At 38.8% G+C, this 17,656-nt stretch carries 17 protein-coding genes; 11 read left to right on the forward strand and 6 right to left on the reverse strand.

The genetic code is table 11. From position 1 onward, the window contains the following. The 5 genes from PR809_RS14840 to hemA all read right to left on the reverse strand — a co-directional run. The coding region (locus tag PR809_RS14840; protein ID WP_272524564.1) for a tyrosine-type recombinase/integrase at nt 1-963 on the reverse strand (963 nt) is incomplete at its 3' end. A 268-nt stretch (nt 964-1,231) separates the two neighbouring features. Then, nucleotides 1,232-2,041 (reverse strand): invasion regulator SirB1, encoded by an 810-nt coding sequence (gene sirB1, locus PR809_RS14845; protein ID WP_102140468.1) that lies wholly within the window; start codon nt 2,039-2,041, stop codon nt 1,232-1,234. 22 nt (nt 2,042-2,063) lie between these two features. Then, on the reverse strand, nt 2,064-2,897 hold the full coding sequence (gene prmC, locus PR809_RS14850) for a peptide chain release factor N(5)-glutamine methyltransferase (protein WP_206276787.1): 834 nt from the start codon (nt 2,895-2,897) through the stop codon (nt 2,064-2,066). Continuing rightward, nucleotides 2,897-3,979 (reverse strand): peptide chain release factor 1, encoded by a 1,083-nt coding sequence (prfA, locus tag PR809_RS14855; protein WP_004264135.1) that lies wholly within the window; start codon nt 3,977-3,979, stop codon nt 2,897-2,899. Before prfA ends, prmC begins: the two co-directional genes overlap by 1 nt. Before the next feature lie 31 nt (nt 3,980-4,010). Beyond that, nucleotides 4,011-5,273, reverse strand: coding sequence for a glutamyl-tRNA reductase (gene hemA, locus PR809_RS14860; RefSeq protein ID WP_102140450.1), 1,263 nt, complete (start codon nt 5,271-5,273; stop codon nt 4,011-4,013). A 663-nt stretch (nt 5,274-5,936) separates the two neighbouring features. Between hemA and lolB the strand changes: the two genes are divergently transcribed. The 3 genes from lolB to prs are packed head-to-tail and all read left to right on the forward strand — an operon-like array spanning nt 5,937 to nt 8,469. After that, on the forward strand, nt 5,937-6,593 hold the full coding sequence (gene lolB / locus PR809_RS14865; RefSeq protein ID WP_395349597.1) for a lipoprotein insertase outer membrane protein LolB: 657 nt from the start codon (nt 5,937-5,939) through the stop codon (nt 6,591-6,593). After that, on the forward strand, nt 6,590-7,465 hold the full coding sequence (ispE, locus tag PR809_RS14870) for a 4-(cytidine 5'-diphospho)-2-C-methyl-D-erythritol kinase (RefSeq protein WP_206276788.1): 876 nt from the start codon (nt 6,590-6,592) through the stop codon (nt 7,463-7,465). Before lolB ends, ispE begins: the two co-directional genes overlap by 4 nt. A gap of 56 nt (nt 7,466-7,521) precedes the next feature. Next, on the forward strand, nt 7,522-8,469 hold the full coding sequence (prs, locus tag PR809_RS14875) for a ribose-phosphate diphosphokinase (protein ID WP_004910604.1): 948 nt from the start codon (nt 7,522-7,524) through the stop codon (nt 8,467-8,469). 301 nt (nt 8,470-8,770) lie between these two features. Here the strand turns inward: prs and ychH are convergent, their stop codons facing one another. Continuing rightward, on the reverse strand, nt 8,771-9,043 hold the full coding sequence (gene ychH, locus PR809_RS14880) for a stress-induced protein YchH (RefSeq protein WP_102140448.1): 273 nt from the start codon (nt 9,041-9,043) through the stop codon (nt 8,771-8,773). Between the two features lie 299 nt (nt 9,044-9,342). Between ychH and pth the strand changes: the two genes are divergently transcribed. The 8 genes from pth (at nt 9,343) to PR809_RS14920 (ending at nt 17,649) form a co-directional block, all read left to right on the forward strand. Beyond that, on the forward strand, nt 9,343-9,933 hold the full coding sequence (pth, locus tag PR809_RS14885) for an aminoacyl-tRNA hydrolase (protein ID WP_102140447.1): 591 nt from the start codon (nt 9,343-9,345) through the stop codon (nt 9,931-9,933). Nucleotides 9,934-10,035: 102 nt separating this feature from the next. Continuing rightward, nucleotides 10,036-11,127, forward strand: coding sequence for a redox-regulated ATPase YchF (ychF, locus tag PR809_RS14890; RefSeq protein ID WP_206276789.1), 1,092 nt, complete (start codon nt 10,036-10,038; stop codon nt 11,125-11,127). Between the two features lie 943 nt (nt 11,128-12,070). Then, on the forward strand, nt 12,071-12,409 hold the full coding sequence (locus tag PR809_RS14895) for a helix-turn-helix domain-containing protein (protein WP_166265137.1): 339 nt from the start codon (nt 12,071-12,073) through the stop codon (nt 12,407-12,409). Between the two features lie 91 nt (nt 12,410-12,500). After that, complete coding sequence (locus PR809_RS14900) at nt 12,501-13,034, forward strand: fimbrial protein (RefSeq protein ID WP_206277109.1); 534 nt, start codon at nt 12,501-12,503, stop codon at nt 13,032-13,034. Between the two features lie 73 nt (nt 13,035-13,107). Beyond that, entirely contained in the window at nt 13,108-13,638 is a 531-nt protein-coding gene (locus PR809_RS14905; protein ID WP_239979127.1) for a fimbrial protein, read from the forward strand. A gap of 39 nt (nt 13,639-13,677) precedes the next feature. Next, a complete protein-coding gene (locus tag PR809_RS14910; protein WP_206277110.1) occupies nt 13,678-16,179 on the forward strand; it encodes an outer membrane usher protein in 2,502 nt (833 codons plus the stop codon). Nucleotides 16,180-16,228: 49 nt separating this feature from the next. Then, nucleotides 16,229-16,984 (forward strand): fimbria/pilus periplasmic chaperone, encoded by a 756-nt coding sequence (locus PR809_RS14915; protein WP_229597577.1) that lies wholly within the window; start codon nt 16,229-16,231, stop codon nt 16,982-16,984. Nucleotides 16,985-17,025: 41 nt separating this feature from the next. After that, on the forward strand, nt 17,026-17,649 hold the full coding sequence (locus PR809_RS14920) for a fimbrial protein (protein ID WP_166265149.1): 624 nt from the start codon (nt 17,026-17,028) through the stop codon (nt 17,647-17,649). The last annotated feature ends 7 nt before the right edge of the window (nt 17,650-17,656 follow it).

Consider the following 17,656-nt stretch of genomic DNA (forward strand, 5'->3'; position numbering starts at 1 on the left):
ACTAATATGTGGCAATCGATTAGAACCTCTACCCCTAGCAGGTAAAACATACTCACTTCCGCAAGCCATTTCTTTAAGTTGAGCAAGCCAATTAGTGACAGGGTCACTTAATGGGATATCTACAGCATCACCTGTTTTGCTTCTTTCGGCTGGAAAATGCCATACCGCATTATCTAGGTCTATTTCATTCCACTTAGCCGCGCATAGTTCCATCTTACGCAATCCCGTTGCTAGAATAAGTTTAAAGGTAATTTTATTTTGTGCTGGGAGGTCAGATTTGTTCAGGGCGTGAAAGAATACTAATAATTCGTCACGAGACAGCCATCTATCACGTTTATTTTCTCGTCCGCCAGCATCGCTTATATTGAATGCTGAGGCTGGATTGCTTTCTATTAACTGCCTACGAACAGCGTAATCAAATATTCGTTTCAAGTTACGCAAGGCATCATTGGCTACGGTAGGCGCGCCCCTATCAGTAATTGACTGAATAAGGTTATCAATATCTTTCGGTTTTACTTCTTCTATTTTTTTATGACCAAGAATTGGGATTATGTTGGTATCAATAGCCCACTTTATTTTTTCTGGGCCCTTACGTTTTGGTTTTATCTGTCTTTCATAGAATTCATCAATTAAAGCCTTAACTCTAATCGCGCTTTCTTCTTGCTGTATTAACTCCAACGCCTCGGCTTTCTTCCGCTTTATCTCCCCTGCCACGTCATAGCCAAGCGTTACCTTTGCGGATAACTCTCTTGCAACCTCGCGAGCTTTCATTAGGGTAACGTTAGGGTAGCTACCAATAGAGACAACCCTAGCTTTTTTATTGAAGCTATATCTAAATCGCCAACTTGGATTTTTATCATTCTTGGAATATCGAAGGTATAAACCGTTACCATCGGACTTACCCTCAAATCGTTCATTTGAATTTATCCAAGCTCTAATTTGCTTATCATTGAGCTTTGCCATTTTGTGCAATTTCCAATCACTGAATAACCCTATCAAGCTATTGAAGTCCGCAACCTAAATAGCCGTATATTTTATAATCGTTTTTAGGTACAAGCTCAGGTACAAGCAAAACATGACGTAAAGTGAATGCTTGTGACTTGACGTGAACTTGTACCTTATTGTTTATAAAAGAATTATCTTTTTTCTTGCACGGTTATGAATGACTCTGAAACGCAATTAGATCTTCTTACCTTTAATATTGAAACAGGGACATTAGCCTGTATGTTAATTAATGTAATACGATTGGATGATTATCCAACGAATAAATTTGTATTTTAATCATTTCAGAAACAGGGTCTTCTGGACAGTGCTCAATAAAGTAATTGAGATCACTTAACGCCACATGATTACAGTCTAAATGTGCAAGAATTAACCCTCGGTCCCGAATTTCGTAAGGGTCTTCAGGGTCAAGAGTCAGAAGCGTTTCACAAACTCGCAGCGCTAATTCCATCTTTTTCTCTTCCATTAATGACGCTTTCAATGTGTCAAAAATTTTACGGATGACAACGCTGTTTTCTGCTACATCCAATTGGTCATGGTAAAATTCAGAAAAAGGATCAACGGTTCCTTTGAGCCATAAATTTAATGTGTGTAGTGATAAAGACTCACCATTTACAGGGTTAATTACCCACTGGCTGCCATCATTTCTTTCAGTGATAAATAATAATTGAGTCGGAAAAATAGCGGGATAAATCGCAATGCCAAGGCGCTCGGCAACGTACAAAAAGATAGCACCGAGTGTCACTGGCGTACCTTGCTTAGATGACAGTACTTTGTCTAGCCATAGCATATCTGATAACAGATAAATGCCTTCAGCTGGGCCAAACGACCATTCTTGGTAAAAAAGTGAGGTCAACTGCTGAATTTTGGTTTCGTTATCAGCGGTTAAATCGATACAAGACTTGGCTGATGAGACTAAGCTGTCTAACTGAGCTTGCACTTTCATCAGCGGGAAATCATGACGGATACATTGTGAAACAGTCATGATCCCTTCACTTAAAGGGAGTTGATTAAATTCTATATTCGCTATGGTTTTCATTACATTCCCAGTGCTATGCCACTTAACCATTCCATTGACCGAGTGAAATTCGCTCTCTTCCACCATAATCAAGACAGGTCTCAATTTTGGTGTACCCATGTACTTTAAATAAATCACGCACCGCAAGACCTTGTGTCCAGCCATGCTCAAGAAGCAACCACCCTTGATTTTTCAGATATTTTCTAGATTCTTTAATGATGTAAGTTAGATCGGCTAAACCTTCATCCTTAGCCACTAGAGCGGTTAAGGGCTCGAATCGCACATCACCTTCACTGAGGTGCTTATCATTTTCATCAATATAAGGTGGATTACTGATAATCATATCAAATTGTTGAATTGATAGTGAAGCAAACCAATTACTTTGTATAAATTTGACATTTGAAATATTCAAGCGCTGTTGATTTCGTTGTGCTAAAGCGACCGCGTCAGGATTAAAATCCACACCAATAAGCTGACTTTGCGGCATCTCAGACGCCAAGGCTAATGCAATTGCCCCAGTCCCAGTGCCTAAATCTAAAATTTGATTTTTTTGCTCTGTTAACCTAGATAAGGCTTGTTCAACGATACATTCAGTATCTGGCCTAGGTATTAATGTTGCAGGTGAGACATAAAGAGGAAGGGACCAGAACTCACGTTCACCGACAATATAGGCGATAGGCTCACCTTTCTCACGGCGTTGCAAAAGTAATTCAGCTTGTTGAAATTCTTCGGCTTTGAGTTCCGTTTCACCAAATGCAAAAAGATAGGTACGACTGCGGCCTGTGACATGTTCCAGTAAAATTTCAGCATCTCGCTTCGCACTGTCACTTGCAGACAGCCGATTCGCTGCCTGCTTGACCCATTCGGTATATTGCATTATTCCTGCTCAGACAACGCAGAAAGTTGGTCTGCCTGGTATTCATTGATGATAGGTTGGATAAGTGAATCCAGTTTTCCTTCCATCACTTCATCTAAACGGTATAACGTCAAGTTGATACGGTGGTCCGTCACTCGGCCTTGTGGGAAATTATAGGTACGAATGCGGTCAGAACGGTCACCAGAACCTAATAAATTACGGCGTTCAGACGCTTCTGCAGCTTGGCGTTTATCCATTTCAGCTTGGCGAATACGCGCACCTAATACAGACATCGCTTTTGCTTTATTTTTATGCTGAGAACGCTCATCTTGGCACTCAACAACGATACCTGTCGGAATATGGGTAATACGAATTGCAGAATCGGTGGTATTAACGTGCTGCCCCCCCGCTCCTGATGAACGGAAGGTATCAATACGTAAGTCCGCAGGGCTAATTTCAGGTAATTCAGCTTCCGGTAGCTCAGGCAAAATAGCCACAGTACAAGCAGATGTATGAATACGACCTTGAGATTCAGTTTCAGGAACACGTTGAACACGATGCCCGCCCGACTCAAATTTTAAGCGACCATAAACGCTATCACCGGAAATTTTCGCGATAACTTCTTTAAAACCACCATGTTCACCGTCACTCGTGCTCATGAGCTCAACGCGCCAACGGTTATTTTCCGCATAACGGCTGTACATACGGAATAAGTCACCCGCAAAAATTGCCGCTTCGTCTCCCCCTGCTCCCGCACGGATTTCAACGAAACAGTTATATTCATCATCAGGATCTTTCGGCAACAGCAACAATTGTAATTGCTGTTCAAGCTCTTCATTGCGCGCTTTAGCTTCTTTCAGCTCTTCTTGAGCCATTTCTTTCATTTCAGGATCGTCTAACAACATTTCAGCTGTTTCGATGTCATCCTGTACTGTGCGCCATGCGCTAAAGCATTTAGCGACATCAGATAATTGAGCATATTCTTTTGATAAAGCACGAAAACGGTCTTGATCGGCGATTACACCTGCATCAGCAAGGTGCGCTTCAATTTCTTCGTAGCGTTCTTGTAATGCTTCTAGTTTTGCGACAATAGAAGGCTTCATTCGTTATATAAGACCTATGATTAAAATGTGGTTATTGATGGTCCAGCCCTAAGCTGTCCCTAAGTAGATTTAGACGCTCGACATCCCCATTTCCTGCAGCTTGCTGCAAAGATTTAGTTGGAGCGTGAATAAGGCGGTTGGTTAATTGTTGCGATAATTGCATGATCACTTGCTCAGGATCTGTACCTTGACGGATAGCCGTCAACGCTTTTTCAGCCATGCTTGCCCGAATGGCCTCAGCTTGTTCTCTGTAATCGCGAATTGTAGACACTGCCGCTTGTGAGCGCAACCAATCCATAAAGTGGCTACTTTCTTGCTCAACAATGTATTCAGCTTCAACGGCTGCGGCTTTTCGCTGAGCAAGGTTCTGTGCGATGATAGACTCTAAATCATCCACAGTATAGAGATAAACATCTCTTAATTTTTCAACATCTTGTTCGATATCTCGGGGAACGGCAATATCGATTAATAACATCGGCTTACTACGACGTATTTTCATTGCACGCTCGACCATCCCTTTCCCTATAATGGGTAAAGGACTCGCCGTTGAACTAATGACAATATCCGCTTCTGCTAAGCGGTTATCAATATCCGATAACGAAATGACTTGTGCATTAACCTCATTGGCTAATAACTCCGCCCGTTCACGTGTTCGGTTCGCTATCATCATTTTTTGTACGCCGTGTTCACGCAAATGACGAGCCACAAGTTCAATAGTTTCCCCTGCGCCAACTAACAAAATATTTAAATGCTTAAGTGATTCAAATATTTGACGAGCAAGCGTACAAGCCGCAAATGCTACGGAAACGGCATTTGCACCAATATCGGTTTCTGTACGCACACGCTTTGCAACAGAAAACGATTTTTGGAAAAGGCGCTCAAGTTCGCTCGATAACGAATGATTACCTTGTGAAAGTGCAAATGCCTTTTTTACTTGCCCTAATATTTGTGGTTCACCCAAAACTAAGGAATCCAAGCCACTCGCCACACGCATTAGGTGACTAACAGCCCGGTCGTCTTGGTGCCAATATAAACTTGGCTGTAAATCTTTTTGGGTTATACCATGAAAATCACACAACCATTTTACTAGTTGTTCTTGAGCCCGCTCTTGTGATTCAAGGCTCAAATAAAGCTCAGTTCTATTACAGGTAGACAGCACAACGCCACCGTTCACTTGAGGCTGTTTGAGGAGCTCTTCAAGTGCATGGTCAATTTTTTCAGGACCAAATGTCACCCGCTCACGCAGGGCTACTGGTGCTGTTTTATGGTTGATGCCTAAGGCTAATAAGGTCATTGTGCTTTACGACTTACTCACATTGCTTACAGTGCTAATTATTTTCAGTAATGCTCGATGGGTATTCCCCACCAATTTAGCAATACTGTTATTTATATTGTTCTATTGTAGATGATCCGCGTCTCTCTTTCTACGGTTTGCATAAGCCTATCCTTCAGAAAGATGACCCACGCCAAAAAATAAACCGAAAAAACAGACGTAATAGTTATTTTACCAATCACAGCCGATCGTAATTTTATCGTTTATTTATGCTATATGAAACTGATTATCAGCCATATCATTTTTACAATGATAAATTAACTGCAATAAGATGCATAGAGGATGCAATTATTTCGCACAGAAAGCAAATGGTGACTAATGAGGTTTCCCCTGATAACGTTGCCCCCCATTAGCCAAAATCAGATTGGCCTAACACCATCTTTAGGGATCTTTAGGAAACCATTCCCCCCATCAATACACCATGTCATTTGTATACAAACAGGTTATTTGTATACAAACTGTAAATCACTTACAGATTTTTATTGGCTAGGTATATCATCGAGTACAATAGATCGAGTGTAATAGATGGCTCAGATAGCCTTAACGCGCTAAACTAAACCTCTTTAAATGCAAGTAACTCAATAGAGACTGCTATCAGCGCCCAATACAACTTTGAGATTTGATATGCAATTAACTCAAGCTTTATCCTTTATGCACATAAATAAGCACTTTTTTCGTCTATTGCCACTTTCATGCGTCTTGCTAACCGCTTGCGTGACAACGTCACAAACAACCACTAAAGGAACTGGCTCTGCATCCGATGCTAAGTGGAAAGCACATCAACAAGAATTAAGTCAGTTACGTGACTACCAAACCCGTGGCTCCTTTGCCTATAACGGAGGGGAGACAAAAACGTACGCTAAGTTTTTCTGGCAACAATATACGCCAGAAAAATACCGTTTATTGTTAACTAATCCGTTAGGCTCCCGCGAACTTGAACTGACCGTTGAACCTGATTTAGCTCGACTAACCACTAAAGATGGCCAAACCCATATGAGTGACGTACCAAGTGAACTTATTTATCAGCTCACTGGTATGGAAATTCCAATTGATGACCTAACTGCTTGGTTAACTGGCTCACCTGGGCGTGCAACTGACTTCACCTTAGATGAAAATCATCTGCTAAAAAGTGTCACATTTGAAAGTAATGGTGAAACATGGCAACTCAACTATATTTCCTATGACAGCAAAACGGCACCTATGCTGCCGAACTACCTCGAGTTACGCCAAGGGGACAGGCTTATTAAATTAAAAATGGATAGTTGGACACTGAAGAAATGACGTTAACATGGCCTTCTCCGGCAAAATTAAATCTTTTTTTGTACATCACAGGTCAACGCCCTGATGGCTACCATGAGTTACAAACTCTATTTCAATTTGTTGATTATGGCGATGAAATCACCATGACAACACGTGATAACGACCAACTGAATTTATTGACTGAAATGCAAGGGGTTCCCCCCGAGAAAAACCTAATTTTACGGGCTGCTAAATTATTACAGTCCTATTGCCGCGAGACCTTACATCACAGTGGCCCATTAGGTGCTGATATCCGTATCCATAAAATATTACCCATGGGCGGTGGTATTGGCGGGGGCTCATCAAACGCAGCAACCACCTTAATTGCGCTTAACGAACATTGGAATACACAGGTTTCTGATGAAGTCCTTGCAGAATTAGGCGCATCATTAGGTGCAGATGTCCCTGTGTTTGTTCGTGGGCATGCCGCTTTCGCTGAAGGGGTTGGTGATATTTTAACCAAAGCTTCCCCTAAAGAGAAATGGTATCTGGTCGCTCATCCCGGAATTGAAATATCAACCCCGATGATCTTCACAGATCCACAATTAAATCGAAATTCTCCAAAACGCTCCCTAGCCGCATTATTACTGGCTCCGTACGCAAATGACTGCGAACCAATCGCAAGAAAACGTTTTCGTGAGGTTGAACAGCTTGTTTCTTGGCTGTTAGAATATGCTCCGTCTCGCCTTACAGGAACAGGCGCATGTGTTTTTTCTGAATTTGAAACACAAGCGGATGCCCTGCAGGTGTTAAATAAAGCCCCATCGTGGGTGCAAGGGTTCGTCGCTCAAGGCGTTAACGTTTCCCCACTGCACAAGTTCCGCGCTGGGATAACCCGTGTATTGCACCAATAAGCCTTGTCGCTATTGGTCAACAATATCTCTCTGGACGCAAGCCTGAGGTTTTTCTCGTGCCCGATATGAAGCTTTTTGCTGGTAACGCTACACCGGAACTAGCACAACGTGTTGCTAACCGCCTTTACACTAATCTTGGAGACGCGGCTGTTGGTCGTTTTAGCGACGGCGAAGTCAGTGTTCAAATTAATGAAAATGTTCGCGGTGGTGATATTTTTATCATCCAGTCAACTTGTGCACCAACCAATGATAACCTGATGGAACTGGTTGTTATGGTCGATGCGCTACGCCGTGCATCTGCTGGTCGTATTACCGCTGTTATCCCTTACTTCGGTTATGCAAGACAGGATCGTCGCGTACGTTCTGCCCGTGTACCAATCACCGCTAAAGTTGTTGCCGATTTTCTGTCAAGTGTAGGTGTAGACCGTGTGCTCACAGTCGATTTACACGCAGAGCAGATCCAGGGCTTCTTTGATGTTCCTGTGGATAATGTATTTGGTAGCCCTATTCTTCTGGAAGATATGTTACAGAAGAACTTGGAAAACCCAATCGTTGTATCTCCAGACATCGGCGGCGTGGTACGTGCTAGAGCTATCGCAAAACTCCTGAATGACACTGATATGGCCATTATTGACAAACGCCGCCCACGTGCGAACGTTTCTCAAGTTATGCATATCATTGGCGATGTTTCAGGTCGTGATTGCATCTTAGTGGACGATATGATTGATACCGGTGGTACTCTGTGTAAAGCAGCTGAAGCACTGAAAGAACGTGGTGCTAAACGTGTATTTGCATACGCAACACACCCGATTTTCTCAGGTAATGCTGTAGACAACATCAAAAATTCAGTCATTGATGAAGTCATTGTTTGTGACACTATCCCTCTTTCTCCTGAAATTAAGGCGCTGAGCAATGTTCGTACCTTAACGCTTTCAGGTATGTTAGCTGAAGCTATCCGTCGTATCAGCAACGAAGAGTCAATTTCAGCAATGTTTGAGCACTAATTCTCTAGTATTGGGTTTTAGCGTTCAACCGTGATGAAAAAGTCGCAATAAAAGTATAAGCCCCTGCAATGTCATTTGCAGGGGCTTTATGATTGTAGAGGGTAACCCCCGTAAATACCTATTTTTATACTTTATAGCCAGCCAATTGATAATTTTCAGCATATCATGGCATAAAAATAACCATTTAAAATAACTCACAATATTCACGACAGAAGAGCAAAATTCTCATGAATTTTACTCCTCTTAATGCCTAATTATCAGACTCGTTCACCATTATCAGCAATTAATTGCTTTAGGCTATTTATGGATAACGGTGATTATCTCTACGTGAATGATAATGTTGTTTTAACTGCCAGTAACGGTCTGCAACTTTTTCACGGCCGCCGATCCTAGCACCGACTAACCATACCATCGCACCGATAAAAATACCGAATAAGGAACCATTAGTGATAAGTTCTGAAAGGCCTAAGTTAACGATATGAGAGAATAAGTTGACACCGATACTCCCGATCATCAACACCATTCCGATTCCCATGAAGACATTACCAAGAAGATGAGCGCTTTTCCGTTTCATATATACCTCCAGTACCAGTAAACTGATAAGCAAGCATGTGTAAATAAATTCGGTCATACTTTATATTTATGTAATGATTATAGTGCATTAAGTAAAATTTTTTGCGATAGACATCACAAGGAAGGAAGTTAGCAAGAATATCTGTACAAAAAGTGCTTTTTATCAAAAAATCAGTAAACCCGAATAGTTTATCTGGCAATTATAATCCCAGTGACTTTATCTATCACAATTTTGTACATCCTGCATCTCACAAGGTAAACTAGGGCATTATTTTCATAACTGATAGTGAAATCACCACCGTGAGCAAAATTAAGTTAATTGTTGGACTTGCCAATCCGGGTGCTGAATATGCACAAACGCGCCATAATGCAGGTGCATGGTATGTTGATTTACTGGCTGAGCGCCATAACCAGCCATTGAAAGAAGAAGCTAAATTTTTTGGTTATACCGCTCGCATTAATATGAACGGTAACGATATTCGCCTGCTAGTTCCAACCACATTTATGAACTTAAGTGGTAAATCTGTTGCCGCTATAGCCAATTTTTATCGCATCAATCTCGATGAAATTTTAGTCGCCCATGATGAGCTCGATTTACCACCTGGTGTGGCTAAAATGAAGTTAGGTGGCAGTAATGGCGGCCATAATGGGCTGAAAGATATTCAAAGTAAATTCGCCAATAACCCAAATTTTTATCGTTTACGCATTGGTATTGGCCATCCGGGTGATAAAAATAAAGTCGTTGGTTTTGTTTTGGGTAAACCGCCTTTATCTGAACAAAAATTAATTGATGATGCAATTGATGAAGCGGCTAGGTGTACAGATATTCTTCTAGCAGATGGTATGGACAAAGCCATCAACCGTCTGCATGGTTTTAAAGCAACCACATAAGAGTTCATTTCATCCGAATCAACTTTTTGTGTATAATCAGCGCCAATTTCTAAACATTGGGTGCAGCGCGTGGCTGCCCCTTGCTATTAAGGTGAGAAACATATGGGTTTTAAATGCGGTATCGTTGGTCTGCCTAACGTGGGTAAATCCACCCTATTTAATGCATTGACCAAAGCCGGCATCGAAGCAGCCAACTTCCCTTTCTGTACGATTGAACCAAACACGGGTGTTGTGCCAATGCCAGACCCACGTCTTGATCAATTAGCTGAGATTGTGAAGCCACAGCGTATTTTACCAACGACTATGGAGTTCGTGGATATTGCGGGCTTAGTGAAAGGTGCATCCAAAGGTGAAGGCCTAGGTAACCAATTTTTAACGAATATCCGTGAAACCGAAGCCATTGGCCATGTCGTTCGTTGTTTTGAAAACGACAATATCATTCACGTTGCAGGCCAAGTTGACCCTGCCGAAGATATTGAAGTGATTAATACGGAATTAGCACTCGCAGACCTTGATACCTGTGAACGCGCTATCCATCGCGTCCAAAAACGTGCAAAAGGCGGCGACAAAGACGCAAAAGCGGAATTAGAAGCATTAGAAAAATGTCTGCCGCACTTAGAGCAAGCGGGTATGTTACGCACATTAGATTTATCTAGTGAAGATAAAGCAGCGATCCGCTACTTGAGCTTCTTAACATTAAAGCCAACAATGTACATTGCTAACGTTAATGAAGATGGCTTTGAAAATAACCCATTCTTAGATGTGGTTTATAAAATTGCTTCAGCTGAAGGTTCTGTCGTCGTGCCCGTTTGTGCAGCAATCGAGTCTGACATCGCAGAGCTTGAAGATGAAGAGCGTGATGAGTTTATGGCAGATTTAGGCATCGAGGAACCGGGACTGAACCGTGTTATTCGTGCTGGATATGAGCTATTAAACTTACAAACTTACTTTACTGCAGGCGTTAAAGAAGTTCGTGCATGGACTATCCCTGTTGGCGCTACGGCTCCACAAGCTGCAGGTAAGATCCACACAGACTTCGAAAAAGGCTTCATTCGCGCGCAAACTATCGCATTTGATGATTTTATCCAATACCGTGGTGAGCAAGGCGCAAAAGAAGCAGGCAAAATGCGCGCTGAAGGTAAAGATTATATCGTTAAAGACGGCGATGTACTCAACTTCTTGTTTAATGTGTAGCCTATATTTTAGATTTACACCCAACTAAAAAATATCATTAATCAAAAAACAGCATAATATTTAATTTATAAATATAATACTATGCTGTTTTCTCTCCTGTTATATCATAAAAACTCACTATTGGTTCTCCTTCTCTTTCTAAATAAATAGAATCTAGCTTACTTTCATAACAATTTGAATTTACAGGCTAACAAAACCAAGTTAAAAAATATCAGACTAGTGACCGCCCTAAGTCATATCTTAAAATAAAACATTATGGTAAAAAACGACACATATCCGTACTTGTTTACTACTCTGCAGTAACTCTCTAACTAGATATGAAGTAAGCTAGAAGAGCCCGTAACAAAAAATTTAAGCAGATAGAACCCTATAGTGTCTCGGCTATGGAGGTATAAATATTTAGATAAGTAAGGCTATTGATGTAATGAAAAGAAATCACACATCATCTCTGCTAGCTACTATAATGATTTAATTGTATTTTTTTGTAGATTTTTACTCCAAATGAGAGTACTGATTAATCATTTGATTTTATTGATTTTTTTATAAAGTCTTTCATTTTTCAAATTGCATAATCACTCCTTATGTGTGTGTTTTTGATTGAAATCAAGTTATTCTGTTACAATTTAAGAGAATTTATTAAAATTTGTTAATTTCAGATAAAAATACTTTTTTTCATGTCAAACCAAGCCTAATAAACTAACAAGCTAACTTCTAAATTTGATTTTAAAAAAATTGTTAAAAACTTTGAATGTTTATAACTAATTGTTAGATAAGTAAAACAACTGAATTGTAAAAAATGTAAATATAAGCTGTTAATTAGACTTGATTCTTTTTAGTGGTTTGATTTAAAAAAATCTACTCATTATAATTGTAAGCACTTAAGGGGAATACATAAGAGTAAAATAAATTATTGAATTATTAAACTGAGACCTTGTTATTAATTATGAGTAAAGTTAATAGAGTCATATCCAAATATGAAACACAAGATAATCTATTTTCTATTTACTGTGGATTAGTTATAAGAAAAATACGCAAAGAGAATGGTATTACAGCTTGTGACCTAGCCAAGAAAGTGAATGTTTCACAGCAACAAATGTCACGTTATGAACGTGGAATAAATAAAATTAGTATTGATATGTTATTTAATTTAAGCGTAGCACTCGACTGTCCATTTGAAAGAGTTATTAAGCTTATTATTGCAGAAGTTCAAAAATCCCCTTCGGATGATGTAATTTCTTTAAGAAATAAGATATCAGCCTCTGATACAATTTATTTTTATTAATCCATTTAAATATATTTATTTAAATATATTTTATTTAAAAGATGCATATAAATATTTATATGTATAACTATACTTATCGTTTGAGGAAAAAATGAAAAAAATTATTTTAGCAACTATGATTTCTGGTTTAATGAGTACATCTGCTTTAGCTGTTGATGCCGGGAGTGGTACGGTAACATTTTCTGGTTCTATTATTGACGCACCATGCTCTATTGCTCCCGGTGAAGAAAATCAAGAGGTTCCATTAGGCCAAGTATCTAATGTAACTTTAGATAATGGTGGTGAATCATCAGCGCAGCCGTTCCAGATTAAATTAGAAGGCTGTAACCTGAAAGGTGATAATCAAGTTGCTGTCACTTTCAAAGGAACTGAAGCAGGGAAAAATACAGGCTATTTACAGATTACAGGTGATGCTACTGGTGCCGCAGTGAAGATCATGAACTCATCAGGTACTCAAATTAAAGTTAACTCTAGCGCAAAACAAAATTATGTTGAAGGAAATAATACATTAAAATTCCAAGCATCATTAATTGGACTTCAGCTAGTTGATGCACAAAGCAAAGTTATTCCAGTAACACCAGGAAAATTCCAAGCAGTTACTAACTTTACATTAGCATATAATTAAATGATTTTTTTATAAAATGCTATCTCACCACGAGATTAATAAATCTCGTGGTGTATATTTTAATGGTTATAATATGATAACAAAGAAAAAAGAAACTATTTTGTCATTGTGTTTTTTCTTACTATTACCCTTTTTTAAATGTGCTTTTGCAAAGAGTTCAATGGATTTGATAATGCAAGGTAGCATTATGGATACAGCGTGTAGTATTGATACTGGTTCTTATGAACAATCCATTGATATGGGTATATTGCCACTATCATTAATACAGCAAGAAGGGCAAGGACAGGCACAGGATTTTTTTATTACATTAATTGGTTGCAGACTAACATCTTATACAGGCGAACTTTGGAAAACATTTGAAGTTTCATTTGATGGGCCTGTTAATGGGGATTTTTTTTCGGTATCGGGTTCTGCACAAGGGATAGCATTATTATTAACTGAATCGAATGGAGAATATATTTACCCAGGAAAAAAAACATTACCGAAAAGTATAAAACCCGGGAAATATATTTTGAATTATCAGTTAAAAGTTGTTTCAAATGACACACCGTTACGTGCTGGACAGTATCAGACATCAATCCGTTTTAAACTGGATTATTACTAAATAATAAATAAATTATTGCTATATTTTAGGAATGTTTTTATGTCTTCGTTACCTATTTACACACCAAAATTAAAATTGTTAAGTATTCTTATTGGGTTAACAGTCAGTTGTGTGACTTTAACGACCAATGCGAATAATTATATTGAATTCAATACTGATGTTTTAGATTTAGAAGACAAAAATAACATTGATTTAAACCAATTCTCTCGCGCCGGTTATATTATGCCCGGGGTTTATAATTTCACTTTAAAAATTAATAATGAACAAATATCTGATATTAACATCCCCTATTATTCTGGTGAGCATGATCCCGAAGATAGCCAGCCTTGTTTATCTCCTGAAATAGTTAAGCTGCTAGGGCTTACTTCAGAGTCGCAAAAAAAATTAACATGGTGGCATGAAGGGCAATGCCTTAGTGAGGATAGCTTGCCAGGATTACTACTGCGCGGTGATTTAGCTACGTCATCTTTATATGTCAGTATTCCTCAAGCATACCTAGAATACACATCAGAAAACTGGGATCCCCCTTCTCGCTGGGACAATGGAATATCAGCCTTGCTTATTGATTATAATGTAAATGCTAATTCCACCAATTCCTATAACGGAGGAGCGAATTCATCTTCAGTGAATAGTAATGGCGTCGCTGGTATCAATTTAGGTGCTTGGCGGTTTCGAGCGGATTGGCAAAGTCGTTATAACCATACAACAGGAAGCCAAGGACATGATCAATCTGATTTCACATGGGATCGTTTTTATGCCTACCGAGCTCTATCTGAATTAAAGGCTAAACTCGTACTGGGTGAAGACTATTTGTCCTCAAATATTTTTGATGGTTTTAGATTTATCGGTGCCAGTTTACAATCTGAATTAAGCATGATGCCACCAAACTTACGTGGATATGCCCCTGAAATAACAGGAATAGCACAAAGTAATGCTACAGTGACAGTCATGCAGCAAGGACGGATATTATATGAAACTCAAGTTGCGCCAGGCCCTTTTCGTATCCAAAATTTAAGTGACGCCATAACCGGAACGCTAAATGTTGCCATAAAAGAGCAAGATGGCTCTATTCAAGAATTTCAAGTTGATACTGCAAACTTGCCATATCTAACAAGACCTGGACAAGTTCAATATAAATTTGCACTAGGCCAGCCAACGAATATTGATCGCCAAAGTGAAGGGGAAAATTTCATTACAGGTGAATTTTCTTGGGGCATAAGCAATGGTTGGTCTTTAATTGGCGGTAGTTTAAATAGCCAAAATTATAATGCGTTATCAATGGGATTTGGGCGAGATTTGCTCGCATTCGGTGCTCTTTCATTTGATATTACTCAGTCTATTGCCCGTTTACCCGGTGAAGGAACATTAAGTGGGAGCTCATACCGAATAAACTATTCTAAACGATTTGAAGAATTCGATAGCCAAATACAGTTCGCTGGTTATCGTTTTTCAGAACGAAGTTATATGAGTATGAGTGAATTCTTAAATACCCAAAAAACAGGACTACGTAATTATGGGAGTAAAGAGCTATACACCATATCAGTCAATAAAAACTTCCAGGATATAGGATTATCATTATATTTAAATTATAACCATCAGACGTATTGGGACAAAAAAGATAATGACTATTACAGTTTAATGCTGTCCAAATATATGGATATTGGCCCAATAAAAAACATGAGTATTAGTTTATCTGCAAATCGCAGTTTTTATAACGGTGTGACAGATGATAGCGCTTATGTATCACTATCTTTCCCACTAAGTAACGGGGCGAATGTCGGTTATTCGATGAATACAAGCCGCTATGATACGACCAATCGTGTTTCTTATTATGACAGATTGGATGATAGAACAAATTATCAAGTCAGTGCGGGCGCAAATCGAAAAGGAGGAACTGCAAGTGCTTTTATTTCACATCAAGGAGATAGCGCTCGCTGGTCAGCAAATGCGAATCATGTAAATAACCAATATAGTGCTTTTGGTCTTTCCACTTCTGGTGGTTTGACTTTGACAGGAAAAGGTATTGTTGCCCATAGAATAAATAATCTTGGTGGAGCTCGTATATTAGTTGATACTGATAATGTTTCAAATATTACAATTCGCGGTATTGGCGTTCCTGTTGAATCAAACCGATTTGGGAAAGCAGTTATTTCAGATGTCAGTAGTTACTATCGAAATAAAGCACAGATTGATTTAAATAAACTGCCTGATGACATTGACGCCCAACAATCCGTTATTCAAGCAACATTGACTGAAGGTGCCATTGGATATCGCTCATTTTCAGTTATTTCAGGTCAAAAAGTTATGGCTGTTATCGTACTTACTGATGGTTCTCATCCACCATTAGGGGCCCAAGTAACAAACCATAAAAAGCAAAATGTCGGGATTGTAGGCGATTTAGGTAATACTTATATTAGTGGTGTTCATCCTTCAGAAACAATGAATATAACATGGGGTAAAAATATGTCATGTGAAATAACTTTTCCTTCTGAATTAATGAATCGAGAAATTCAAGACAATTTATTACTTCCTTGTAACTAGGTAGTAAAAAAACAAACAAATAATTATTTAATTTAAATAGATGAAATTAATGTATAAAGGTAATAACCAAGTGAATATCAAAAAAATATTAACAAATGTTTTTTTAGGGTCATTAGCCCTAAGTGGTTTTTCAGAGGCTGCAGTTTCATTAGATAGAACAAGAGTTATCTTTGATGGAGAGAACAAGTCAATCTCTTTAAATATTAACAATAATAATAAACAACTTCCTTATCTTGCTCAAGGTTGGATTGAAAATGAAGAAAGTAAAAAAATAACATCACCATTGATTGTATTACCACCGGTTCAACGATTAGAACCAGGGAAATCTAGCCAAATGAAAATTGAAGCTTTACCTGATATAAAAAATTTACCTCAGGATAGAGAATCATTATTCTATTTTAATATGCGAGAGATCCCACCGAAGAGTGATAAACCAAATACTTTACAGATTGCATTACAAACAAAAATAAAATTATTTTATCGTCCGGAAGCAATTGCACCTCAGCAAAACAGTGCACCATGGCAAGAAAAAATGCAGCTTGAGAGAAAAGGAAGTGTTGTTTTTGTTAAAAACCCAACACCTTATTATATCACAATAATTAATGCAGGGGCTCATGAAAATACAGATGCAAAAGAATTTACTCCAATTATGATTGCACCCTTTAGTGAAATCAATATTGGAATGACAAATGAGCAACTAGGTAACACCCCCGTAATTACTTATATTAATGACTATGGTGGTCGGCCAAAATTAGCCTTTGATTGTAAAAATACAATCTGCTCTGTTACTAAAAAAGATCATTAAATAAATAGCAAAGGAATATAAAGCTAAATGAGGACATATTTATGAGCTTAAGAATATACCACTGGCTACGTTCAAAACATGTGGTCATTTCACTTTGCTTAGCCACAGTATTGCCAGCAACTGCTGGCAATAATAATCTGTTTAGGCCTACAGATGGTTGGGAGGTTGATGGACAGCATGGAGTCATTCATGTTTCAGGTTCTTTAACTGAAAATCCATGCGAATTAGCCATGAAATCTACTAACCAATCAATCTCACTAGGAAATATATCATTCAGTGATTTAAATTCTTCTGAGCAAGTGATACAGCCTATTCCATTCCAAATTGAGTTGTTAAATTGCCTGCAAGTTCAAAGTGAGCTTCAAAATTTCCAAACTGGAAAAACGGTATGGAGTAGCACACAGCCTGCGGTCAAAGTTAAATTTTTAGCAGTAAATGAACCTGAATATTCGAATATTATTCGAGTCAATGGAGCATACGGCTTTGGGTTGCAAGTAGCAAATTCAGAAGGGAAAATATTACCAATAGGTAAAGAAAGTAACCCCACGTTAATTGCATCAGGCCAAAATAACTTAACTTATTATGTCTCAGCTATCAGAACGTCCGGCCCACTCATACCTGGTGCTTTTTCTGCATTAATTGCTTTTGAAATGTTATATGATTAACGTCATT

The organism is Providencia sp. PROV201 (assembly GCF_028479545.1).
Lineage (GTDB): Bacteria > Pseudomonadota > Gammaproteobacteria > Enterobacterales > Enterobacteriaceae > Providencia > Providencia huaxiensis.

Bases quoted from the DNA above. Each gene is read 5' to 3' on its own strand.
- ispE (WP_206276788.1), top strand. From the start codon at position 6,590: ATGACGTTAACATGGCCTTCTCCGGCAAAATTAAATCTTTTTTTGTAC.
- PR809_RS14900 (WP_206277109.1), top strand. From the start codon at position 12,501: ATGAAAAAAATTATTTTAGCAACTATGATTTCTGGTTTAATGAGTACA.
- PR809_RS14910 (WP_206277110.1), top strand. From the start codon at position 13,678: ATGTCTTCGTTACCTATTTACACACCAAAATTAAAATTGTTAAGTATT.
- prmC (WP_206276787.1), bottom strand. From the start codon at position 2,897: ATGCAATATACCGAATGGGTCAAGCAGGCAGCGAATCGGCTGTCTGCA.
- hemA (WP_102140450.1), bottom strand. From the start codon at position 5,273: ATGACCTTATTAGCCTTAGGCATCAACCATAAAACAGCACCAGTAGCC.
- sirB1 (WP_102140468.1), bottom strand. From the start codon at position 2,041: ATGAAAACCATAGCGAATATAGAATTTAATCAACTCCCTTTAAGTGAA.
- ychF (WP_206276789.1), top strand. From the start codon at position 10,036: ATGGGTTTTAAATGCGGTATCGTTGGTCTGCCTAACGTGGGTAAATCC.
- PR809_RS14895 (WP_166265137.1), top strand. From the start codon at position 12,071: ATGAGTAAAGTTAATAGAGTCATATCCAAATATGAAACACAAGATAAT.
- lolB (WP_395349597.1), top strand. From the start codon at position 5,937: ATGCAATTAACTCAAGCTTTATCCTTTATGCACATAAATAAGCACTTT.
- PR809_RS14915 (WP_229597577.1), top strand. From the start codon at position 16,229: ATGTATAAAGGTAATAACCAAGTGAATATCAAAAAAATATTAACAAAT.
- PR809_RS14905 (WP_239979127.1), top strand. From the start codon at position 13,108: ATGATAACAAAGAAAAAAGAAACTATTTTGTCATTGTGTTTTTTCTTA.
- ychH (WP_102140448.1), bottom strand. From the start codon at position 9,043: ATGAAACGGAAAAGCGCTCATCTTCTTGGTAATGTCTTCATGGGAATC.
- prfA (WP_004264135.1), bottom strand. From the start codon at position 3,979: ATGAAGCCTTCTATTGTCGCAAAACTAGAAGCATTACAAGAACGCTAC.
- PR809_RS14920 (WP_166265149.1), top strand. From the start codon at position 17,026: ATGAGCTTAAGAATATACCACTGGCTACGTTCAAAACATGTGGTCATT.